This window comes from Ralstonia sp. TCR112 (genome assembly GCF_007997035.1).
GTDB classification, from domain to species: Bacteria; Pseudomonadota; Gammaproteobacteria; order Burkholderiales; family Burkholderiaceae; genus Ralstonia; species Ralstonia edaphi.
Genome location: NZ_VOSS01000094.1, coordinates 19,263 through 41,484, shown reverse-complemented (window position 1 = coordinate 41,484; position 22,222 = coordinate 19,263). Strand labels below are relative to the sequence as shown.

General features: G+C 63.0%; 16 protein-coding genes and 1 pseudogene. 9 read left to right on the top strand and 8 right to left on the bottom strand.

Features of this window, described 5'->3' with window-relative positions:
- Positions 1–384 precede the first annotated feature (384 nt).
- The 3 genes and pseudogenes from FUT88_RS21050 (at position 385) to FUT88_RS21040 (ending at position 3,477) form a co-directional block, all read left to right on the top strand.
- Positions 385–1,482: an aromatic ring-hydroxylating oxygenase subunit alpha gene (locus tag FUT88_RS21050; protein ID WP_102066516.1), complete on the top strand. Its 1,098-nt coding sequence runs from the start codon at positions 385–387 to the stop codon at positions 1,480–1,482.
- Between the two features lie 97 nt (positions 1,483–1,579).
- A pseudogene (locus FUT88_RS21045) lies at positions 1,580–2,568 on the top strand (DMT family transporter).
- 21 nt (positions 2,569–2,589) lie between these two features.
- Positions 2,590–3,477 carry a sulfurtransferase gene (locus tag FUT88_RS21040; RefSeq protein WP_147218023.1) on the top strand — a complete coding sequence of 296 codons (888 nt, stop codon included), beginning with the start codon at positions 2,590–2,592 and terminating at the stop codon, positions 3,475–3,477.
- Positions 3,478–3,546: 69 nt separating this feature from the next.
- Here the strand turns inward: FUT88_RS21040 and FUT88_RS21035 are convergent, their stop codons facing one another.
- The 4 genes from FUT88_RS21035 to polA all read right to left on the bottom strand — a co-directional run bounded on the left by FUT88_RS21035 (position 3,547) and on the right by polA (position 9,847).
- Entirely contained in the window at positions 3,547–4,353 is an 807-nt protein-coding gene (locus FUT88_RS21035; RefSeq protein ID WP_147218021.1) for a ZIP family metal transporter, read from the bottom strand.
- A 150-nt stretch (positions 4,354–4,503) separates the two neighbouring features.
- Positions 4,504–5,382, bottom strand: a complete 879-nt coding sequence (locus FUT88_RS21030; protein WP_147218019.1) for a dienelactone hydrolase family protein — start codon at positions 5,380–5,382, stop codon at positions 4,504–4,506.
- Positions 5,383–5,491: 109 nt separating this feature from the next.
- On the bottom strand, positions 5,492–6,826 hold the full coding sequence (locus FUT88_RS21020; RefSeq protein WP_147218017.1) for an NAD(P)/FAD-dependent oxidoreductase: 1,335 nt from the start codon (positions 6,824–6,826) through the stop codon (positions 5,492–5,494).
- Between the two features lie 207 nt (positions 6,827–7,033).
- Positions 7,034–9,847 carry a DNA polymerase I gene (gene polA / locus FUT88_RS21015; RefSeq protein WP_147218015.1) on the bottom strand — a complete coding sequence of 938 codons (2,814 nt, stop codon included), beginning with the start codon at positions 9,845–9,847 and terminating at the stop codon, positions 7,034–7,036.
- A gap of 4 nt (positions 9,848–9,851) precedes the next feature.
- On the opposite strand from polA, the gene FUT88_RS21010 reads away from it, so the two are divergent.
- The 4 genes from FUT88_RS21010 to FUT88_RS20995 all read left to right on the top strand — a co-directional run bounded on the left by FUT88_RS21010 (position 9,852) and on the right by FUT88_RS20995 (position 13,206).
- Positions 9,852–10,805: a TIGR00730 family Rossman fold protein gene (locus tag FUT88_RS21010; RefSeq protein ID WP_147218014.1), complete on the top strand. Its 954-nt coding sequence runs from the start codon at positions 9,852–9,854 to the stop codon at positions 10,803–10,805.
- A gap of 94 nt (positions 10,806–10,899) precedes the next feature.
- Complete coding sequence (locus FUT88_RS21005; protein ID WP_147218012.1) at positions 10,900–11,328, top strand: hypothetical protein; 429 nt, start codon at positions 10,900–10,902, stop codon at positions 11,326–11,328.
- 85 nt (positions 11,329–11,413) lie between these two features.
- On the top strand, positions 11,414–12,418 hold the full coding sequence (locus FUT88_RS21000) for a homoserine kinase (protein ID WP_147218010.1): 1,005 nt from the start codon (positions 11,414–11,416) through the stop codon (positions 12,416–12,418).
- Positions 12,409–13,206: a BPSS1780 family membrane protein gene (locus FUT88_RS20995; protein ID WP_147218008.1), complete on the top strand. Its 798-nt coding sequence runs from the start codon at positions 12,409–12,411 to the stop codon at positions 13,204–13,206. The genes FUT88_RS21000 and FUT88_RS20995 overlap by 10 nt, the downstream gene beginning before the upstream one ends.
- A 25-nt stretch (positions 13,207–13,231) precedes the next feature.
- On the opposite strand, the gene FUT88_RS20990 is transcribed toward FUT88_RS20995, so the two are convergent.
- Positions 13,232–15,592, bottom strand: coding sequence for a UvrD-helicase domain-containing protein (locus tag FUT88_RS20990; protein ID WP_147218006.1), 2,361 nt, complete (start codon positions 15,590–15,592; stop codon positions 13,232–13,234).
- 150 nt (positions 15,593–15,742) lie between these two features.
- Between FUT88_RS20990 and FUT88_RS20985 the strand changes: the two genes are divergently transcribed.
- Together FUT88_RS20985 and galU are read left to right on the top strand one after the other, a co-directional pair.
- On the top strand, positions 15,743–18,619 hold the full coding sequence (locus FUT88_RS20985; RefSeq protein WP_147218004.1) for a valine--tRNA ligase: 2,877 nt from the start codon (positions 15,743–15,745) through the stop codon (positions 18,617–18,619).
- Between the two features lie 40 nt (positions 18,620–18,659).
- Complete coding sequence (galU, locus tag FUT88_RS20980; RefSeq protein WP_027680889.1) at positions 18,660–19,532, top strand: UTP--glucose-1-phosphate uridylyltransferase GalU; 873 nt, start codon at positions 18,660–18,662, stop codon at positions 19,530–19,532.
- Between the two features lie 131 nt (positions 19,533–19,663).
- On the opposite strand, the gene FUT88_RS20975 is transcribed toward galU, so the two are convergent.
- From FUT88_RS20975 to FUT88_RS20965, 3 genes are all read right to left on the bottom strand, one after another.
- Complete coding sequence (locus FUT88_RS20975; protein ID WP_147218002.1) at positions 19,664–20,659, bottom strand: hypothetical protein; 996 nt, start codon at positions 20,657–20,659, stop codon at positions 19,664–19,666.
- Between the two features lie 470 nt (positions 20,660–21,129).
- Positions 21,130–21,348 carry a translation initiation factor IF-1 gene (infA, locus tag FUT88_RS20970; RefSeq protein WP_004631109.1) on the bottom strand — a complete coding sequence of 73 codons (219 nt, stop codon included), beginning with the start codon at positions 21,346–21,348 and terminating at the stop codon, positions 21,130–21,132.
- Positions 21,349–21,695: 347 nt separating this feature from the next.
- Positions 21,696–21,989, bottom strand: coding sequence for a hypothetical protein (locus FUT88_RS20965; RefSeq protein ID WP_004631110.1), 294 nt, complete (start codon positions 21,987–21,989; stop codon positions 21,696–21,698).
- Positions 21,990–22,222: the final 233 nt, after the last annotated feature.

Here is a 22,222-nt window from a genome sequence, read left to right as displayed (position 1 = left end):
CAATTCCGCGTGCGTTCTGCGCACATCCCACAGGGTGCGAGATGACGATTCGTGGCTGCGACGCGAGGCATCACCCATCTGACGGTCGAATAGCCGGCGGCGGAAAGGGTTCGAAAATCAGGGACTTATCAATTTCCCTGGGGTACAATCCCCCCCTTTCCTCCAAAGGCCGGGCCGGCGTACGCCGCTCCGCACGATGGTCTGGGTCTGTTGGCCCATTGAACGTATGGTCGTTGGCCCAAGCGGGGGCCGGCAGCGCTCGTTTCCTACCTCAACAGACCCTACGCCACCTGCCGATGGCGTCCTTTCCCAAATCGAATTTTTCATCGAATTTTTCGATGGTTGGGTTGTTCACTGCTTTCACCGTTATTGGGAGTGGGGATAATGTCCAATCTCAGCGCCGCACTGAATCTGGTGCCGTCTGAAACCCAGTTGCCCGTCTCTGCTTACTTCGACGAGGCGCTGTATCAAACTGAAATCGAACGTCTGTTCAAACATGGCCCCGGTTACGTCGGCCATGAGCTGATGGTTCCGGAAGTCGGCGACTATCACACGCTTGCCGCCGAGGCCGAGGGCCGCGTGCTGGTGCGCAATCCGAACGGCGTCGAACTGCTTTCCAATGTGTGCCGGCATCGGCAGGCCATCATGCTCAATGGGCGCGGCAATGCCCAGAACATCGTCTGCCCGCTGCATCGCTGGACGTACGACCTGCAGGGCGACCTGCTGGGCGCGCCGCATTTCGAGAAGCAACCGTGCGTGCATCTGTCGCGCTCGCCGCTGCAGAACTGGAACGGCCTGCTGTTCGAAGGCAAGCGCGATGTGCGCGAAGACCTCGCCCGCTTGGGCGTGGCGCGCGATCTCGATTTTTCCGGCTACATGCTGGACCACGTCGAGGTGCACGACTGCAACTACAACTGGAAGACCTTCATCGAGGTGTACCTCGAGGACTACCACGTGGTGCCCTTCCACCCCGGCCTCGGCCAGTTCGTCTCGTGTGACGACCTGGAATGGGAGTTTGGCGAGTGGCACAGCGTGCAGACCGTCGGCATCCATGCCAATTTGCGCAAACCCGGCACGCCGGCTTACCAGAAGTGGCACGACGCTGTGCTTCGCTTCAACAACGGCGAGATGCCGAAGTACGGCGCAGTGTGGCTGACGTATTACCCGAACGTGATGGTCGAGTGGTATCCGAACGTGCTGGTGGTGTCGACGCTGCACCCGCTCAGCCCGACCAAGACGCGTAACGTGGTCGAGTTCTACTATCCGGAAGAAATCGTGCTGTTCGAGCGTGAGTTCGTCGAAGCCGAGCGCGCCGCCTACATGGAAACGTGCCTCGAAGACGACGAGATCGCCGAACGCATGGACGCCGGGCGCTTGGCGTTGCTCAAGCGTGGTACGAGCGAAGTCGGCCCGTACCAGTCGCCCATGGAAGACGGCATGCAGCACTTCCACGAATGGTATCGACGCACGATGAACTACTGAGCGACGACTGAAGGTAGGCATCCGCCCCCTTCCGCGTCACAATAGGAACGGTGCAGCCCTCACAGGCCGCACCGTTTTTTTTCGCCCCCTCCTCGCCATGCCCGCCGACACTGCAACCGCTGCCCAGACTGCCACCCAAACGGCCGAAAGCTCCTCTCGCCAATCGCTGTGGATGATCCTTGCCGCGTTTGCCTTCTCGGCGATGGGCGTGTGCGTGAAACTGGCCTCGGCGCATTACAGCACCGGCGAGATCGTCTTCTACCGCAGCGTGATCGGCATGACGCTGATGGGCGCCGTCCTCGCCAAGACAGGCGCGGGCATCCGCACGCCCTATCTCGTGGCGCATATCAAACGCAGCGTATTCGGGGTGACATCGCTGCTGCTGTGGTTTACGTCGATCAGCCTGCTGCCGCTGGCGACGGCCATGACGCTGAACTACATGTCGCCGGTATGGATTGCGTTGATCATCGGCGCAGGCGCTGCAATGGCCGGCAAGGCCGCGGGCGCGACAAGAAGATGGTGGCCGCGATCCTGATGTCGTTTGTCGGCGTGCTGTGCCTGCTGCAGCCCAGCGTGGGAAGCGGGCCATCTCAGCTGGCCGGCGGCATGGTCGGGCTGGTCTCCGGCGTGTTCACCGCCCTCGCCTATGTGGAGGTCCGCCAACTGGGCGACCTGGGCGAGAACGAAGCACGCATCGTGTTCTACTTTTCACTGGTGAGCGCAATCGCCGGCGGCGTGTGGATGCTGATTGGCGGGGCGCAGCCGCACACGTGGCACAGCGCCGGCCTGCTGCTGGCTGTCGGGCTTCTTGCGACGCTGGGCCAGACCGCCATGACGCGTGCCTACAAGCGCGGCAACACGCTGCTGACGGCTAATCTGCAATACACCGGCATCGTCTTTGCGAGCGGGTGGGGTATGTTGCTGTGGAATGACCACCTGAATGCGCTGTCGTGGGCGGGCATGGCGCTCATCATCGGGAGCGGCATCGTCACCACCGTCATGCGCGCCCGTCAGTCTGGCAGCGAACATCCGACGCCGCAGACAGCCGTGTCCGGCCCGGAAGCCGAGATTCACCCGGAAGTTTGATCGACCCAGGAGATTGCCGCCATGAGCGAACGCGCTCACTACGCCACCCTCATCACCGCACCGCAACTGGCCGCACTGCAGCAGAGCGCGCCCGAAGCGGTGGTCGTTATCGATTGCAGCTTTGACCTCGCCAACCCCGCCGCGGGGCGGGACGCGTATCACGCGAGCCACGTGCCCGGCGCGTTCTACATGCATCTCGACAACGAACTGTCGGGCCCCAAAACCGGTACCAATGGCCGCCACCCGCTGCCCGACGCAGAGGCACTCGTCGCGCGCCTGCAGGCGCTCGGCGTGAACGACGACACGCAAGTCGTCGCGTATGACCGCCAGGGCAGCATGTACGCGGCGCGCCTGTGGTGGCTGCTGCGCTGGGTCGGCCATGCCGATGTGGCCGTGCTCGATGGCGGCCTGCAGGCCTGGGAAGCCGCGCACTTTCCCGTCGACCAGATCGTGCCCGAAGAACCGCAGCTCAATGCCACGCCCGGCAACATCACGCGCAAGCCCTCGCTCGTGCAGATGGTCACGGCAGATATCGTGCAGAAATACCTCGGCCACGCCGACAAGCCCGTCGTCGACGCCCGCGCCCCCGACCGCTACCGCGGTGAAAACGAAACGCTCGATCCCGTCGGCGGCCACATTCCTGGCGCGCGCAACCGTTTCTTCCGCGACAACCTGCAGGCCGACGGCAGGTTCAAGCCGGCAGAACAATTGCGCGCCGACTTTACGGCCGTGCTGGCCGGCGCCAAGCCGCAAGACGCGACGCTGCAATGCGGCTCGGGCGTGACTGCCTGCCACAACGCATTGGCCATGGAGATCGCGGGCCTCACGGGCGCCGCGCTCTACGCCGGCTCATGGAGCGAATGGTGCAGCGATCCGTCGCGACCGGTGGCGACGGGGCCGAACCCGTAATTTGCCAAACCAGCGCGCAACAAAAAGCCCGGCATCGACCGGGCTTTTTTCTAAGCAGAATGCAGCGCCTCAGTGCGCGTGGCCGTGCAGACCTTCCGTCAGCAGAAAGATCATCGCGATGCCCGCCGCAATCAATGCCACCTGCACCGCCGATTCCTGCCAGCGCGGCCGGCGTTTCATTTGCGGCATCAGATCGCACACCGCGATGTAGATGAAGCTGCTCGACGCCACCACCAGCACGTACGGAATCCACGACGTCAAGCGGTCCAGCAGGTAGTAACCCAGCACCGCACCCACCAGCGCGCAGACGCTGCAGATCAGGTTGTAGACGAAGGCGCGCGTCTTGGAGAATCCGGCATTGAGCAGGACCATGAAATCGCCGATCTCCTGTGGAATCTCGTGCGCAGCAATCGCCAGCGCGGTGACGATGCCGACCTTGGTGTCGGCCAGGAACGCCGCGGCAATCACGATGCCGTCCGAAAAGTTATGCAGTCCGTCGCCCACCAGGATCATCAGGCCGCTGCGCCCGGCTTCCTGCCGGTCGTGGCCGTGGTGATGGCCGTGCCCGTCGCCCTCGTGGTGATGTGAGTGGCGGATCAGAGAAATTTTTTCCAGCAGGAAAAATCCCAGCAGCCCGGCCAGCAGCGTGGCAAACAGCGCATGCGTATTGGGCTCAATACCGCGATGCGCTTCGAATGCCTCCGGCAGGGAATGCAGCAATGACGTGGCCAGCAGCACGCCCACCGAGAAGCTGACCATCCGCTCGACCATGCGCGACAGCACCGTCAGTGACAGCACGGCAGCGCCCGCCATGCTGCCGATGCCCGACAGCGCGGTGGCCAGAAGAATGCCTAACAGGGTGGTATCGAAGGTCATGCGGAGGTAACGCAGCCGGAGCCAATAAACGCAACAGAGTTGCAAGAAGGGCGAATTGTATGCCGCTTTATCAACCTTTGCCAGTGCAGGCAAAAGAAAAAGGCCCCGGGGCGTTTTCCCCAGAGCCTTTCGTTTCGGCGCGTTGAGGTGCTACGCCACGCCGTGGTCCTTGAACCAGGCCAGGCATTTCTTCCAGCCATCTTCCGCGTCGGCCTTCACATAGCTGGGGCGGTAATCGGCATGAAATGCGTGACCGGAATTCGGGTACACGATGATGCGCGATGCGTGCGCCTTGGGGTTCCTGGATTTTTCCAAGGTTTGCTTCATTGCATTGACGGCATCCTGCGTAATGCCAGTGTCCTTTGCACCGTACATGCCCAGCACCGGCGCCTTGAGATCGTCCACTTTATCGATCGGGAAAGCAGGCTGCAGCGCGGTCGGATTGCCTTTTACATGGCCATACCACACCACTGCGGCTTTGATATCCGGGCTGTGCTCGGCAAACAACCACGTCTGGCGACCACCCCAACAAAACCCGGTAATACCGATGCGCGCCGCATCGCCGCCGTTCTGCTTGGCCCACGCCACCGTTGCGTCCAGATCGCCCATGACCTGCGCGTCCGGGACCTTGGAAATGATCTTCTCCTGCAGCTCAGCGATGGTGCCGATTGACTGGGGATCGCCCTGTCGCACAAACAGCTCAGGCGCGATCGCCAGATAACCGAGCTTGGCAAAACGCCGGCAGATATCGGCGATGTATTCGTGCACGCCGAAGATCTCACTGACGACGATGACCACCGGCAGCTGCGTCTTGCCTTCGGGCTGGGCGCGGTAGGCCGGCATCTTGAAATCACCGACGGGCACGGTCACTTCGCCCGCCGTCAGCCCATTGAAATCGGTATGGACGGTCTGCGCCGACACCGGCAGCACCGCCGCCGCAAAGGCCGAGCCCAGCGCCGTCTTCATGAAGCCGCGACGATCAAAGCTGCGGCCGGGTACCAGGCTCTCCACTTCTGCATCAAGCTGCATCGCACTCTCCTCGCGCCCCGCGGGCGGTTACGGTGAACGAAGCGGCTAGTCTACCGAAGCAGATGCATTGCTGCCGAGTCAGGTATCCGGCCCAGGTACCAGGACCGGCCTAGTGCAGCTTGACGCGCGGATTCGTCTTGCTGCGCAGCCAGTGCATCACCGTATCGACCGACATCCGCACCCAACCGTGCAGCGCGAGCACGTGCATGCGATACAGCGACGTGTACATCAACCGCGCCATCAGGCCTTCGATGAACATCGACCCGCCGATCAGTCCGCCCATCAGGCTGCCCACCGCGCTGAAATGGCCCAGCGACACCAGAGAGCCGAGATCCTTGAACGCGAAAGGTTGGACCGGCTTGCCCTCCATGCGCTTGCGCAGCGCATCGAAGAGATACGTGGCTTGCTGATGCGCGGCCTGGGCACGCGGCGGCACGCTGGACGACGCCTCCGGCCAGGGGCAGCTCGCGCAATCGCCAAAGGCGTAGATCGAATCGTCACCCTCCACCTGCAGCGTGCGCGAAACGACGACCTGACCCAGCTTGTTCACCGGCAGCCCCAGCTCCCCCAGCACCGACGGTGCGCGGATGCCTGCAGCCCACACGGTCAGGTCTGCCGGAATGGACTTGCCGCTGGCCGTGTTGACGGCGCTGGCAGTGACTTCCGTCACCCGTTCGCTGGTGATGACGTCCACGTCGAGCTTGTGCAGCAACTCCGTGGTCGCAGCCGAAATACGCTCCTTGAGCACCGGCAAGATACGCGGGCCGCCTTCGATCAGGTGGATGCGAATGTCGTGGCGCGGGTCGAGCTTGTGCAGGCCATAAGCGGCCAACACGTGGGCGGTGTTGCGCAGCTCAGCCGACAGCTCCACGCCCGTTGCTCCAGCCCCCACGATGGCGATGTCCACTTGCGGACGCGCATCGCCGACGCCGTTCTGTGCGCGCATGCATGCCGCGATGAGCCTGCGGCGAAAGCGCTCGGCCTGCCATGCGGTGTCGAGCGCAATGGCGTGCTCGGCCGTGCCCGGCACGCCGAAGAAATGCGTCACGCTGCCGATGGACAGCACCAGCGTGTCGTACGAGATGGCGCGCTCGGGCAGGACCTCGGTGCCATCCGCGTCAACGCATCCCGACACGATGATGGATTTGGCGACGCGGTCGAGGCCCTTCAGTTCGCCCTGCTGGAATTCGAAACCATGCCAGCGCGCCTGCGCAGCGTATTCGAGCTGATGCGTGTTCGGATCCATGCTGCCGGCAGCAACTTCATGCAGCAGCGGTTTCCAGATGTGTGTGGGATTGCGATCAACGAGAATGATCTGTGCCGCGCCGCGCTTGCCGAGCTTGTCGCCCAGCCGCGTCGCAAGCTCCAATCCCCCGGCCCCTCCGCCGACCACCACAATGCGCGGCCCATTCGTACCGCCTGCGCCATCCGTCTGCCCTGCCATGTGCCTCTCCTGGAGCCATTGAAACTTTTCGATCACTCGATCTGTCAGGTGCAGTCTGCTGCAACGCAAAACCCGCTGCAACCCCGGACGCTTGGATATGGCAAATCATGACAACCACATGCCAACGCGATCCGCAGCCTGCCTTGTCAGGCAAGCGGGCGCCACGCCTTGGTTTATGGCGCGGCGCTCGCGGGGCAAGCGATTGCGTCAGTGCGCTTCTTCCCAGTTTGCGCCCACGCCAACTTCGGCCACCAGCGGCACGCGCAGCGTTGCGACGCTGCACATCAACTCGGGCAGTCGCTCGCGCACCACGGCAAGCTCGGCCTGCGGAACTTCGAGCACCAGTTCATCGTGTACCTGCATGACCAGGCGCGAGCGCATCGCTTCCGCTTCGAGCCAGCCTTGCACTGCCAGCATCGACAGTTTGATGAGGTCTGCCGCCGTGCCTTGCATCGGCGCGTTGATGGCGGCGCGTTCGGCAGCCTGGCGGCGCGGGCCGTTGCCGCCGTTGATGTCCGGCAGCCACAGGCGACGGCCAAAAACCGTCTCCACGTAGCCGCGCTCGCGCGCGCTCTGCCGGGTTTCGTCCATGTAGCTCGCGGCGCCGGGGTAGCGGGCGAAGTAGCGGTCGATATAGATCTTGGCCGCATCGCGCCCAATGCCCAGGTTGCTCGCCAGCCCGAACGCGCTCATCCCGTAGATCAGGCCGAAGTTGATGACCTTGGCCACACGACGCTGGTCGGGCGTGACCTCCAGCGGCGTCACGTTGAACACTTCGGCGGCCGTGGCGCGGTGCACGTCCTGACCTTCTCGGAATGCACGCATCAGGCCTTCGTCCTGCGAGAGATGCGCCATGATGCGCAGTTCAATCTGCGAATAGTCGGCCGACACGATCACGCTGCCTTCCGGCGCGATGAACGCCTCGCGGATGCGCCGCCCTTCTTCCGTGCGCACCGGAATGTTCTGCAGGTTCGGATCGGTCGAGGCCAGACGCCCCGTCACCGCCGTCGCCTGACCGTAGGTGGTGTGGACGCGGCCAGTGCGCGGGTTGACCATCTTCGGCAGCTTGTCGGTGTAGGTCGACTTGAGCTTGGCCAGGCCCCGATAATCGAGCAGCAGCTTCGGCAGCGGGTAGTCTTCGGCCAGCTTCTGCAGCACTTCTTCGTCGGTCGACGGCGCACCGCTGGCGGTCTTCTTGATGACCGGCAGCTTCATCTGGTTGAAGAAGATGTCGCCGATCTGCTTGGGTGAGCCGAGATTGAACGGCTGCCCTGCAAGCTTGTGGGCCTCGGCTTCCAGATCGATCAGGCGCAGGCCCAGCTCGTTGCTCTGTTTGGCCAGACGCTCGGCGTCGATCAGCACGCCGTTGCGTTCCATCTTCTGCAACACGATGGACGTCGGCATTTCGATCTGCTCGTAGACGTAGCGCAGTTTGTCGTCTTCGGACACCTTGGGGAACAGCGTGCGATGCAGACGCAGCGTGATATCGGCGTCCTCCGCCGCGTATTCGGTCGCGCGATCGAGCGGCACCTCGTCAAAGCCGATTTGCGATGCACCCTTGCCGCACACCGCTTCGTAGGTGATCGTCTTCAAGTGCAGCACGCGCTCGGCCAGTGCATCCATGCCGTGATTGCGGTGGGATTCCAGCACATACGATTCGAGCATCGTGTCGTGCTCGATGCCGCGCAGCGCGATGCCGTGATTGGCAAACACATGCGCGTCGTACTTCAGATGCTGTCCGACTTTCTTGCGCGATTCGTCTTCGAGCCACAGCTTCATGCGCGCGAGCACCGTGTCGCGCGAAAGTTGCGCCGCTGCATCGAGCCCCGCCACATCGGGGCCACGATGCGCCACGGGGATGTAGCAAGCCTCGCCCGGCTTCACCGACAGCGAAATGCCCACCAATTGCGCAAGCATCGGGTCGATGGACGTCGTCTCGGTATCGATGCAGACGAGATCCACTTCGTCCAGGCGCTGCATCCACGATTCGAGCTGCGCTTCGGTCGTCACCGTCTCGTATTTGATCTCATCGGGTGGCGCCTCCACATCGAAGAGGTTGGCCTGGGCCTGCAGTTGTGCCGCCTCGCCGGCGTAATTCTTCACGGGCGTCGCGGCCTTGCGCGCGGCACCCACGCTGCGCGTGTCGGGCAGCGCTTCGCCTGAAGCCTCGCGCAGCCAGGTCTTGAAGCCGTAACGCGAGAAGAAATCGACGAGTTTGGATTTGTCTTCGCCGCCGTCGATCAGCGCGTCGAACGTCGGCACTTCCTTGCTGAGGTCGCAGTCGAGCTTCACGGTCAGCAGCTCGCGGCCCTTCGGCAGCCACTCGAGCGTGTTGCGCAGGTTGTCGCCCACCACACCCTTGATCTCGCCCGCGCGTGCCATGACGTTGTCGAGCGAGCCGAACTCCGTCAGCCATTTCACCGCGGTTTTCGGCCCCACCTTCGGCACACCGGGCACGTTGTCCACGGTGTCGCCAATCAGCGAGAGATAGTCGACGATGCGCTCCGGCGGCACACCGAATTTGGCTTGCACGCCGGCCGGGTCGAGCGTTTCGTTCGTCATGGTGTTGACCAGCGTGACGTGGTCATTCACCAGTTGGGCGAGGTCCTTATCACCCGTTGAGACGATGGTCCGAACGCCTTCGCGAGCGGCCCGCTCAGCCAGGGTGCCGATCACATCGTCGGCCTCGACGCCTTCCACCATCAGGATGGGCCAACCCAATGCCCGCACGGCTTCGTGGATCGGTTCGATCTGCGCGCGCAGGTCGTCGGGCATGGGCGCGCGATGCTCCTTGTAGGCAGGATAGAGGTCGTCGCGAAAGGTCTTGCCTTTGGCGTCGAAAATGCAAGCGCTATACTTGGCCGGATAGTCGTTGCGCAGTTTGCGCAGCATGTTCACGATGCCGTAGATGGCCCCCGTAGGAAACCCTTCTCCGTTTCGCAAGTCGGGCAGTGCGTGATAGGCACGGTACAGATAACTCGAGCCATCGACGAGCAACAGCGTTTCTTGACTTTCCGACATTCCCATGGACTCTAATGTGACTGGAACGCCAAAAGGCGTTTCCGATAATGGCGCTTCCGCAGAAGGCGGCGTGGCAAAGCAGGCTGCTGGCGCTTCCTCGGCCGAGGTGTCGGCGGCTGAACTGACCGGAGTGAGCCCCTCGCGCCAGGCCACCACGGCCGACATGGACGTCAACGTGACGGTGGGCGTCGAACACGAGCCCAAGGCTGACGTGTCGCAAGGCCGTACCGATCGCAAGATGATTCCCAGCCTGCGGGCACTCGCCGACGAAGAACGCGCCACCGCAAAGAAAGCGCGCGCCTCCTGGCAGATGTTCACGATTATGGCAGAGTTCATCGAGGCGACGGAGTACCTCTCGGAGATCCGTCCGGCCGTCTCGATCTACGGCAGCGCGCGCCTGCGCGAGGATTCGCCGTACTACGAACGCACCATCGAAATCGCCCGATTGTTCTCGGATGCAGGCTTCGCTGTCATCTCCGGCGGGGGCCCCGGCATCATGGAAGCGGCCAACAAAGGCGCGCATGCCGGCAAGTCGGCCAGCGTCGGCCTGAACATCGAACTGCCGCACGAGCAGCAAGGCAATCGGTACCAGGACATCTCGATGCGCTTCCGCCATTTCTTCACGCGCAAGGTCACCTTCGTGAAGAATTCGGATGCGTTCATCGTCATGCCTGGCGGTTTCGGCACGCTCGATGAGCTGGCTGAAGTGCTCACGCTCGTCCAGACGGGCAAATCGCGCAGCGTGCCGGTGGTCATGTTCGGCAGCCATTTCTGGAAGGGCCTGCTGGACTGGTTCCGCTTTACGCTGCTGCCGATGGGCCTGATTGCGGAGCACGACCTCGACATCATGCGCATCGTCGATGAGCCCAAGGACGCGCTCGATGCTGTCTACGAGTTCTACGAAAAGCGCGAAGGCACCTCGCCGATTCCGCCCAAGGAAGAGATGTTCTATCTGTAACCTCGGGTGTGACATTCGGCGCCACATGAACGGACGATGGCGGGAGGCCGGACTGCTAGAATGTAGGGTCCCAGATCACCCGCCGGAGTCCATGATGGATTCGCTGCTTCACCCGTCCGCCCCTGTCCACTCCGGCTTTGCCACCGCCGCGCGCCTGATGCGCCACGCTGGGTTGCTGGCAGGCGCCGTTTTCTGCCTCGCCCTGCCGGCGCACGCGGAGGTGAACTCCGACAGCGCCGGTCTGGACCTGCCCGACGTCAAGGCGATCAACAATCAGCCGATTTCCAAGCCGACCCGCGGCGCCATCCACAACGAGCGCGTCAAGCCGAGCTTCGATTACCGCGACAACGACGGTACGCAAGTCGAGGAATACCGCTTCCAGAAGGGCCAGGCACCGGACATCCATGTCAAGTCCGGCATGGGCACGTCCTACAACCTCAGCAAGCCCGAAGACAGCTCGCCGCGCATTCGCGAGCGCGGCGATATCGACCGCGTGCCCTCGGTCAACGTCCTGAAGTTCTAAGCCCGTGCCGCAAGCGCGGCGCCTGCAAGCAGGCTCCACGGTGGGCCGGCTGCATTTCCCTCCACCCGTTTCCCGTTCCTGAAGCATGGCTGTTTTCACCCCGGTCTCCGACGCCGAGATCGCTCTCTGGCTGGATCAATACGATGTGGGCGCCGTGCGCGCATTTCGCGGCATCCCCTCCGGGATCGAAAACTCCAATTTCTTCCTGACCACGGAAAAGGATGGGCAGACGCACGAATACGTCGTCACCCTGTTTGAGCGGCTGACGCTCGAGCAACTGCCGTTCTACCTCTATCTGATGCAGCATCTGGCGCAGCACGACATCAGCGTGCCGGCGCCGATTCCCGGCCGCGACGGCGAGATCCTGCGCACGCTCAACGGCAAGCCCGCGACCATCGTGACGCGTCTGGCGGGCCGGTCGAACCTGGCGCCGACGGTGTCGGAATGCGCCATCGTCGGCGACATGCTCGCGCGCATGCATCTGGCCGGACGCGACTATCCGCGCCATCAGCCCAATCTGCGCAGCCTGCCGTGGTGGAACGAAGTCGTGCCTGATGTCGTGCCGTTCGTGCACGGCGACACGCGCGTGCTGCTCGAAAGCGAACTCGCGCACCAGCAACGCTTCTTCGCCAGCGCCGACTACGCTGCGCTGCCCGAAGGCCCCTGCCACTGCGACCTCTTCCGCGACAACGTGCTGTTCGAGCCGGCCGCGGACGGCCAGCCGGAACGCCTGGGTGGCTTCTTCGACTTTTACTTTGCCGGTGTCGACAAGTGGCTCTTCGACGTGGCCGTCACCGTCAATGACTGGTGCATCGACCTGGCCACCGGCGTGTTGGACGCCGAGCGGGCACGTGCGATGCTGGGCGCGTATCACGCTGTGCGCCCGTTTACCGACACGGAAGCGCGGCACTGGCAAGACATGCTGCGTGCCGCGGCATACCGCTTCTGGGTCTCGCGCCTGTGGGATTTCTATCTCCCGCGCGATGCCGAACTGCTCAAGCCGCATGACCCCACCCACTTCGAGCGCGTGCTGCGCGAACGGGTGGGCGCCGGCGGCCTGACTCTGGATCTTCCCCAACCATGCAACTGATTGAAGTACCGGCCAAGCAAGGCTACGTCTGGCTGCGCCAGGGTGCGTGGCTGTTTCGCAAGAACCCGATCGGGTTCTTGCTGCTGCTGTTCATCTACCTGTTTGCGGTCAACCTGCTGATGCTGCTGGTGCCGCCGATTGGTGTGTTTGCCATCCTGCTGGTGAATCCAGCCATCTTCGTGGGCTTCATGTCAGCCTGCCGCGATACGGTCGCAGGCAAGCGCGTCGGGCCTGCGTCGCTCATCGCCGGCTTTCGTGCGTACGGCAAGGATGCGATGCGCAGCCTGCTCAAGCTCGGCGGCATCTATGGCGTGCTGGTGCTGGTGGTCAGCGGCGTGCTGATGACGATGGTGGACGTCGACACGCTCATGACCGTCGTCAGCGACAAACCGCTCACCGCTGACGCCATCCGCGAGTTCTATCTCGCCATGGTGATGGGCTCGGTGCTGTACATCCCGGTGGCGGTGCTGTTCTGGTTTGCGCCGTTGCTGGTAGCGTGGCACGGCATTCCCGTGGGCAAGGCGCTGTTCTTCAGCTGGATGGCCGTATGGCGCAACCGCGCCGCGTTCATCGCGTACGGCGTCTTGGTGGCAATCCTGCTGATCGCGGTGCCGCTGTTCATCGATGCGTTGTTCGCGTCGAGCGGTGCCAACAATATCGCTCCCATCATCGCCACGCCGTACCGGATTCTGGTGATGGCGGTGCTGTACTGCTCGTTCTACGCCACCTACCGCGGCTGCTTCAACGTGACGCAAGCGGCCGGCCAAACGACTGACACGACGGCCTGATCGGGCCCAACGACGCGATCAGCGCTCAGTTGATCGGGTCGAGCTTGGCGATGCCCAGCGCCAGCGTCTTCACCCCGTGGCGGTTGAATTTGATCTGGGCGCGCGCCTCGGCGCCCTCGCCTTCCAACGTCGTGATGACGCCTTCCCCGAACTTGTTGTGAAACACCGATTGGCCGACGCGGAAGCCTGTGGCCTCCGCGCGCTTGGCGTCGGCGTAGTTCTTGCCGGTGTCCATGCCGCCGGTCGGGCGGCCGGTGTAGGCGTCGTCATCGCCGCGCTCGGGGCGCTTGAACCAATCCTTGCCCCACGCGGAATCGCCTTGCACTCGCCGCGTGGCCTGATAGCCAGAATGCTGCGGCGTCAGCCACTTCAACGTGTCTTCGGGCAGTTCGTCGAAGAAGCGTGAGCGGATGTGGTAGCGGATCTGGCCGTGCAGCACACGGCTTTGCGCGAACGACAGGTACAGCCGCTCGCGGGCCCGGGTAATCGCCACGTACATCAGGCGGCGCTCTTCCTCCAGGCCGTCCTTTTCCATCTGGCTGTTTTCGTGCGGGAACAGACCCTCTTCCAGCCCGGTGATGAAAACGACATGGAATTCCAGCCCCTTCGCCGCATGCACGGTCATCATCTGCACGGCATCCTGGCCTGCCTGGGCCTGGTTGTCGCCAGCTTCCAGAGAGGCATGCGTGAGAAACGCAACGAGCGGCGTCATTTCTGCAGGCGTTTCGTCGGCGACGAGTTCAGAAGCGGTATCGATCTCGCCGCCTTCGATGCGCAGCATGGCGTCGTGGCGCACGGGCAGCGCGGTGGCAATCGCATCCACGCCGTAGCCTTCTTCGGCAACGAAGGCTTGGGCGGCGGTCACCAGTTCCTGCAAGTTCTCGATGCGGTCCTGGCCTTCCTTCTCGCCCTGGTAATGCGTGATCAGGCCGCTGGCGTGAATGACGTGCTGGACGATTTCGGGCAGCGTCATCTGGCGTGTGTCCGCACGCATCTGCTCGATCAGACGCACAAACGCCGACAACTTGGTGCCCGCGGCCCCCGTCAGATACGGCACCGCCGCTGCAAGCGAAATGCCATAGAGCCGCGCCGCATCCTGCAACTGCTCCAGCGAGCGCGCCCCGACGCCCCGCGCCGGGAAATTCACCACGCGACCAAACGCCGCGTCATTGTCGGGATTCTCAAGAAGCTGAAGATACGCAAGCGCGTGCTTGATTTCCGCACGCTCGAAAAAGCGCAGGCCGCCGTACACCTTGTACGGGATACCCGCCGAGAACAGGGCGTGCTCGATCACCCGCGACTGCGCATTGCTGCGATACAGGATGGCAATTTCCGAGCGCGACATGCCGGTGGCAATCCGGTCGCGGATCTCATCGACAATCCAGCCGGCCTCCTGCCCATCCGTCGCGGCCTGGTAGACCCGCACCGGCTCGCCATGGCCGGCATCGGTGCGCAGGTTCTTGCCCAGCCGACGCGTGTTGTGCGAGATCAGGTGGTTGGCGGTATCGAGGATGTGGCCGTGCGAGCGGTAGTTCTGCTCCAGCTTGATGCGGTGCTCGACGCGGAATTCGCGCTCAAAGTCGACCATGTTGCCCACGTTGGCGCCACGAAACGCGTAGATGCTCTGATCATCGTCGCCGACGGCAAAGATGGCGTTGGGCGTGACACCAGGCTCGCCCAGCCCGGCCAGGATCTTCAGCCAGGCGTATTGCAGCTTGTTCGTATCCTGGAACTCGTCGACCAGGATGTGCTTGAAACGCCGTTGGTAGTGCGCGCGGATGGCGTCGTTGTAGCGCAGCAGTTCGTAGCAGCGCAGCAGCAGCTCGGCAAAATCGACCACGCCTTCGCGCTGGCATTGCGCGTCGTAAGCGGCGTAGAGATCGGCCATGCGGCGGTCGTACTCGTTGGCGATTTCCAGATCGCCCGCGCGCAAGCCCTGCTCCTTAGCCCCATTGATGAAGTACTGGACGTTCTTGGGCGGGAATTTCTCGTCGTCGATATTGAGCGACTTGAGCAGGCGCTTGACGGCGGACAGCTGGTCTTGCGTATCGAGGATCTGGAACGTCTGCGGCAGACCGGCATCGCGGAAATGCGCGCGCAGCAGCCGGTTGCACAGACCGTGGAACGTGCCGATCCACATGGCGCGCGTGTTGATCGGCAGCATGGCCTGGAGGCGCGCCGTCATTTCCTTGGCCGCCTTGTTTGTAAACGTGACGGCCAGCACACCTGAGGGCGACACCCGCGCACTCTGGATCAGCCAGGCGATGCGGGTGGTCAACACGCGCGTCTTGCCGCTGCCCGCCCCCGCCAGGATCAGCGCCGATTCATCGGGAAGCGTGATGGCAGCGCGTTGTTCGGGGTTCAGATTGGCGAGCAGGTCGGACATGCGGGAGGAGCCTCGGCAGAATCCTGAAATTATACCGGCCGCAATAGCCGCTTCGCCCGTGCCGGACATCGACACGCCGTATAATTCCAAGCTTTCGCCCGCCATTTTCCTGGGCCAAACGTCTTTTTGCGCCCATTGCGCCCTGTCAGCATGACCGATCAAAACCAGTCCCTCGCCAAGAGCTTCGAACCCGCCACCATCGAGCAGAAGTGGAGCGCGGCGTGGGAAGCGATGGGCGTCTCCCGCGCGACGCTCGAAGCCGGCAAACCCGACTTCTGTATCCAGCTTCCGCCGCCGAACGTGACAGGCACGCTGCACATGGGCCACGCGTTCAACCAGACCATCATGGACGGCCTGACGCGCCACGCGCGCATGTCGGGCGCCAACACGCTGTGGGTACCGGGCACCGACCACGCGGGCATCGCCACGCAGATCGTCGTCGAACGCCAGCTGGATGCCCAGGGCATATCGCGCCACGACATGGGCCGCGAGAAGTTCGTCGAAAAGGTGTGGGAATGGAAGGAGCAATCGGGCTCGACCATTACCCGCCAGGTGCGCCGCATGGGCGCCTCGATCGACTGGGAGCGCGAATACTTCACGATGGACCCGAAGATGTCGCGCGCCGTCAGCGACGTGTTCGTGCGTCTGTATGAGCAGGGCCTGATCTACCGCGGCAAGCGGCTCGTCAACTGGGACCCGGTGCTTGGCACCGCCGTGTCCGACCTGGAGGTGGTGAGCGAGGAAGAAGAAGGCTCGCTGTGGCACATCCGCTATCCGCTCGCCGAGCCGGATGCCTTGCATGGCCTCACGCACCTGACGGTCGCCACGACCCGTCCGGAAACGATGCTCGGCGACACGGCCGTGATGGTGCACCCTGAGGACGAACGCTACGCCCGCCTCATCGGCAAGTTCGTCCACCTGCCGCTGACCGATCGCAAGATTCCCGTGATTGCCGACGAGTACGTCGACCGCGAATTCGGCACCGGCGTGGTCAAGGTGACTCCGGGCCACGATTTCAACGACTACGCGGTCGGCCAGCGCCACAAGCTGCCGCAGTTGTCGATCCTGACGCTCGACGCGAAGATCGTTGCCGATGCCCCCGCCGCCTATGCCGGCCTGGATCGCTTCGACGCGCGCAAGAAGATCGTCGAGGATCTCGAAGCGCAAGGCCTGCTGGCCGAGGTGAAGAAGCACACGCTGATGGTGCCGCGCGGCGACCGCACCGGCGTCGTGATCGAGCCGATGCTGACCGACCAGTGGTTCGTCGCCATGAGCAAACCGGCGCCGGAAGGCACGCGCTTCCCAGGCCGCTCCATCGCTGAAGTCGCGCTGGACGCGGTGCAGAGCGGCAAGATCAAGCTGGTGCCGGAGCAGTGGGTCAACACGTACAACCAGTGGCTGAACAACATCCAGGACTGGTGTATTTCGCGCCAACTGTGGTGGGGCCACCAGATTCCGGCGTGGTACGACGACGCGGGCAATGTGTACGTCGGCCGCACGGAAGAAGAAGCCAAAGCGCAAGCAGCCGCCAAGGGCTACACCGGTGCCCTCAAGCGTGACGACGACGTGCTGGATACGTGGTTCTCGTCGGCGCTGGTGCCGTTCTCGTCGCTGGGTTGGCCGGCCGATACGCCGGAACTGAAGCATTTCCTGCCCTCGACCGTGCTGGTCACGGGCTACGACATCATCTTCTTCTGGGTGGCGCGCATGGTCATGATGACCCTGCACTTCACCGGTGAGGTGCCCTTCCACACCGTCTACGTGCACGGCCTGGTGCGCGATTCGGAAGGCAAGAAGATGAGCAAGTCCGAAGGCAACACGCTGGACCCCGTCGACCTGATCGACGGTATCGCGCTGGAACCGCTGCTGGCCAAGCGCACGACCGGCCTGCGCCGCCCGAAGGACGCGCCGAAGGTCGAGAAGCGCACGCGCAAGGAATTCCCCGAAGGCATTCCCGCATTTGGCGCCGACGCGCTGCGCTTCACGTTCGCATCGCTCGCCACGCTCGGCCGCAGCATCAACTTTGACCCCAGCCGCTGCGAAGGCTATCGCAACTTCTGCAACAAGCTCTGGAACGCCACGCGCTTCGTGCTGATGAACACCGAAGGCCAGGACTGCGGCATGCAGGAATGCGTCGGTGATTGCGGCCCCGAAGGTCATCTGGACTTCTCGCAGGCCGACCGCTGGATCGTCTCGCTGCTGCAGCGCGTAGAAACCGAAGTGGAAAAAGGCTTTGCCGACTACCGCTTCGACAACATCGCGAACGCCATCTACAAATTCGTCTGGGACGAATACTGCGACTGGTACCTGGAACTGGCCAAGGTGCAGATCCAGACCGGCACGCCGGCCCAGCAGCGCGCCACGCGGCGCACGCTGCTGCGCGTGCTGGAAACGGTGCTGCGCCTGGCGCATCCGATCATCCCGTTCATTACCGAAGAGCTCTGGCAAAAGGTTGCGCCGATGGCCGGCCGCGCCAAGGGCGACGGCACCGAAAGCCTCGCGCTGCAGGAATATCCGCGCGCAGTGCTCACCAAGATCGACGAACACGCCGAGCAGTGGGTCCAGCAGTTGAAGGCGCTGGTCGACGCCTGCCGCAACCTGCGCGGCGAGATGAACATCTCCCCAGCCCAACGCGTGCCGCTGTACGTCAACGGCGACGCCGAATTCCTGCAGGTGGTGGCGCCATACGTGCAAGCGCTGGGCAAGCTGTCTGAGGTGAAGGTCTACACGGACGCTGCTGCCATGGAACAGGACGGCGCCGGCGCACCGGTCGCGATCGTCGGCGAGAACAAGCTGCTGCTGAAGATCGAGATCGACGTGGCCGCCGAGCATGCGCGCCTGTCGAAGGAAATCGACCGCCTGCGCGGTGAGATCACCAAGTGCGAAGCCAAGCTCGGCAACGAATCGTTCGTCGCCCGCGCACCGGCCGCCGTGGTCGAACAGGAACAAAAGCGCGTGACCGACTTCAAAGCCACGCTGGCCAAGCTGGAAGCCCAGATTGCACGGCTGCCGGTGCAGGCTGCCTGAGCGCCCTGAATAATCGTTAATCGATACCAAGGAAACCACGATGCAACGCGTCACCAAAGCCGTTTTCCCCGTCGCGGGGCTCGGAACCCGCTTTCTGCCGGCCACCAAGGCCAGCCCGAAAGAAATGCTGCCGGTCGTGGACAAGCCGCTGATCCAGTACGCCGTAGAAGAAGCCATGGCTGCCGGCATCACCGAGATGATCTTCGTGACCGGCCGCAGCAAGCGCGCCATTGAAGACCACTTCGACAAGGCCTACGAACTCGAAGCCGAACTCGAAGCGAAGCAGAAGACCGCGCTGCTGGAAGTCGTGCGCTCGATCAAGCCGTCGCATGTGGATTGCTTTTACGTGCGCCAGCCTGAAGCGCTTGGCCTGGGCCACGCGGTGCAATGCGCTGAAAAGCTCGTCGGCGATGCGCCGTTCGCCGTGATCCTGGCCGACGACCTGCTGGACGGCGAGCCGCCCGTCATGAAACAGATGGTGGACCTGTACGATCACTACAACTGCTCGGTGATCGGGGTGGAAGAGATCGACCCGGAGCAGAGCCGCTCGTATGGCGTGGTCGATGGCCGCCCGTGGGAAGAAGACGGCAGCGTGATCAAGATGTCGGGCATCATCGAGAAGCCGGCGCCGGAAAATGCGCCGTCCAACCTCGGCGTGGTCGGTCGCTACATCCTCACGCCGCGCATTTTCGATCACATCCGCAACCTCAAGCCGGGCGCGGGCGGCGAGCTGCAGCTGACGGATGCCATCCAGTCGCTGCTGTCGGCTGAGCAGGTGCTGGCCTATCGCTACAAGGGCGTGCGCTATGACTGCGGCAGCAAGCTGGGCTACCTGAAGGCCACGGTGGAACTGGCACTCAAGCACAAGGAAGTCGCTGACGAATTCCGCGCCTATCTGGCGGCACGCGGCTGAGCTGAACGCGCACGTCGCCATAGAAAAAACCCGCGTCAGCTCACGCTGCGCGGGTTTTTTGTTGCCGGATCGTGTCCCGTCCGTCCGGCGCGGAGTCCCACCCTTTTGCGAGGAGAGGCTGCAGCCTCTTCTTACTGCGGTGCCGTCAGCGGTTTGATGGTGTTGTTCAGCAGGCTCCAGTACGAGCTGGTGCTGTACGGCAGCATCTGCTCAACGTAGTTCCACCAGAAGTAGCCGCCGATGAAGCGCGGATCCGCTGCCATCGTGGTGGTACCCATCGGGTAGTACGACTTGATCAGATTCTGCTGCACGGACAGCGGCGCCGACGTACTGGACGTACCGATCTCACCAAAGCCCACCTTCGCGATCGGGAAGATGCTCTCAAGCAACTTGAAATCGTTTGCCCACGACGGATTCAGACCCGGGCAGTCCTGGTACGGGTAGTAGCTGAACAATGCGTAATCCGTGCCCTGACGCACACGGGACGGCAGGAAGTTCGTCGCCCACGTACGCCACGAGTCCATCGGCAGCTCGTAGCAGTTCGTGCCCTTGCCGTCGTCGTTGTAGTACATCGTCACTGACACCAGGCCACCCGCGCCCTTCACGATGTCGTAGGCGTTGCCGACCATCTGACCGATCTGCTGTTCCTGCGACGTTGCCGTCGCGGTCGGACCGCTCGGGTTGGCACGCAACCATTCGCCGTTGATCTCATTGGCGATTTCCCATACGTCCACGACATTCTTCAGCGTGCTCACCAACTCGTTGGTGCGCGCACTGTAGGTCGTCGGGTCGACCGGGAAATAGTACGAATCCATCACTTCGCCCATCACGTAGGCGACTTGATGAAGCTTGACCAGCGGTGCGTAGTAGTCGGCTGCCGATGTACCCGGGTCAAAGACCACGCGCACGGTCGGCTTGTACGGCAAGTGCGTGAGCGACGCCACGATCGCGTTGATACTGCTGACGTCATCAAGCGTGACGCCGTAGATAGGTGCCTTCGGACGCGTGGCCTGCGCCGAGGCGGTTTGTGTTCCCAGGCCTGTCAGCGTTGCCGCCGCCGTCAGACCCACCAAAGCGCGCAGGCTCATGCGCGCCGCCCTCTGTGCTGCTTTTTTGGTTTCCAACATTGTGGTTTTCTATTCCCTCGGACGCAAAACGTTACGCCCAGTACTTCGATGGACAAGCGCCGTCCTACCTGTGCGGTATCCCGATGTGGTGTGACTCCTGTGACACACTGAACACCGAACGGGTGCGAGCGTCAGATGACGCCCCGGTCGGCGAATGGACGCGCGATTAGAGGTCCTGCTGAGTCGATGGATCGATCAGCGGCCGTGCGCTTATTGATGGACTGGTACAGCTGGCGCGGTCATACCCGGAGGCTGCTCGCGGCTTGAAAATATGACAAGCCCTGCACTTCAGTTGGCTGCCAACTGCGTTCCCCCCGTCGACAGCCAAGCGGGATGATACCGGATGTTGCCGGGAGATCAACGAAATTTAACGCTGCTTACGCAACGATAATAAAAAAACCGCGGGTCTGCAGGACACGCGGTTTCTTTGAAACGCCCGCTGGACGGACGTCTTGGCGGCACAGCCGTTTTTACTTGTGCCGGTAGTTGATGCGACCCTTGGTGAGGTCGTACGGCGACATTTCCAGCTTCACGCGGTCGCCCGCGAGAATGCGGATGCGGTGCTTCTGCATCTTGCCCGATGCGTAAGCCCAGATTTCCACGCCGTTTTCCAACTGCACGCGAAAACGATTGTCGGGCAGTGCTTCAGACACCACCCCTTCAAATTCAATCAGTTCTTCCTTGGCCAAACTCGTTCCTTTGTATGCAGCACGCGGCTGCGCCGATGGTTGCAATGATGTGATGACCCACCCGAACCACGCCACACGCCTGGAACGGCATGCAGCGGTACGCCGCGATCATCTGCCCGGACTGCGGGCTTGGGGGGTACCGAGTTGTACGAAACACAAATCGCGCCCGCCGATGGCGTGCGCCGCTTCGTACAAGCGAGAGCGAGGATGGGTGGCGGTCGCAGATGCGCGCCGCCCGACTCGGCGCGGGGTATTCCCCGGTGCTGGACTCAGCTGCCACCGGCCCTGACAGGCCCGGCGGCGAGCCGGATTCGCCCGCTATTCTACCACGGGCGTTTTCCGCGGTTTCAGGCGCCGTCGGCAGGAAGCGACAGTTCAGGCACGTCGCCATCGATGATGCTCTCAGCGAAGCGCAGTGCTGCAATGCGCGCAGCCCCTACATTGCTGAATTGCCGGTCCCCCGATAGGCGGAAGACCTGGGTCTGTCCGGGTTCGGGCGACTCCCCCGCCCGACAGATCATCACGGCTGCGTTGTAGCTGCGGTCTTCCCTGGCCTCGGGCCAGCGTGCCGTGCGTTCATGTTGGAAAGCCAACGGATAAATGTCGAAGCCTTTGTATTGGCCCGCCGGCGAAGTGTCCATCTGAAATGCCCCCTTCTTGAACGTCGAGTGCTGTCTGACTATACACCCGTGCGTTTTGCATGGCGATGAAAGCGACGGCAACGTTTGACCGCGGGCACGGCATGGCATGCGCACGCTGATGAGCCACAGCAAAGGCTTCGGTGCAAACACCAACGCCGGTCTAAATACGTTTCAGCACGTCACCCCTCCACAGCAGGGTGCGGCGCGATCCGATTGTGCTAGCTTGGATTGGT

Bases quoted from the DNA above. Each gene is read 5' to 3' on its own strand.
- FUT88_RS21050 (WP_102066516.1), top strand. From the start codon at position 385: ATGTCCAATCTCAGCGCCGCACTGAATCTGGTGCCGTCTGAAACCCAG.
- FUT88_RS21040 (WP_147218023.1), top strand. From the start codon at position 2,590: ATGAGCGAACGCGCTCACTACGCCACCCTCATCACCGCACCGCAACTG.
- FUT88_RS21035 (WP_147218021.1), bottom strand. From the start codon at position 4,353: ATGACCTTCGATACCACCCTGTTAGGCATTCTTCTGGCCACCGCGCTG.
- FUT88_RS21030 (WP_147218019.1), bottom strand. From the start codon at position 5,382: ATGCAGCTTGATGCAGAAGTGGAGAGCCTGGTACCCGGCCGCAGCTTT.
- FUT88_RS21020 (WP_147218017.1), bottom strand. From the start codon at position 6,826: ATGGCAGGGCAGACGGATGGCGCAGGCGGTACGAATGGGCCGCGCATT.
- polA (WP_147218015.1), bottom strand. From the start codon at position 9,847: ATGTCGGAAAGTCAAGAAACGCTGTTGCTCGTCGATGGCTCGAGTTAT.
- FUT88_RS21010 (WP_147218014.1), top strand. From the start codon at position 9,852: ATGGACTCTAATGTGACTGGAACGCCAAAAGGCGTTTCCGATAATGGC.
- FUT88_RS21005 (WP_147218012.1), top strand. From the start codon at position 10,900: ATGGATTCGCTGCTTCACCCGTCCGCCCCTGTCCACTCCGGCTTTGCC.
- FUT88_RS21000 (WP_147218010.1), top strand. From the start codon at position 11,414: ATGGCTGTTTTCACCCCGGTCTCCGACGCCGAGATCGCTCTCTGGCTG.
- FUT88_RS20995 (WP_147218008.1), top strand. From the start codon at position 12,409: ATGCAACTGATTGAAGTACCGGCCAAGCAAGGCTACGTCTGGCTGCGC.
- FUT88_RS20990 (WP_147218006.1), bottom strand. From the start codon at position 15,592: ATGTCCGACCTGCTCGCCAATCTGAACCCCGAACAACGCGCTGCCATC.
- FUT88_RS20985 (WP_147218004.1), top strand. From the start codon at position 15,743: ATGACCGATCAAAACCAGTCCCTCGCCAAGAGCTTCGAACCCGCCACC.
- galU (WP_027680889.1), top strand. From the start codon at position 18,660: ATGCAACGCGTCACCAAAGCCGTTTTCCCCGTCGCGGGGCTCGGAACC.
- FUT88_RS20975 (WP_147218002.1), bottom strand. From the start codon at position 20,659: ATGTTGGAAACCAAAAAAGCAGCACAGAGGGCGGCGCGCATGAGCCTG.
- FUT88_RS20965 (WP_004631110.1), bottom strand. From the start codon at position 21,989: ATGGACACTTCGCCGGCGGGCCAATACAAAGGCTTCGACATTTATCCG.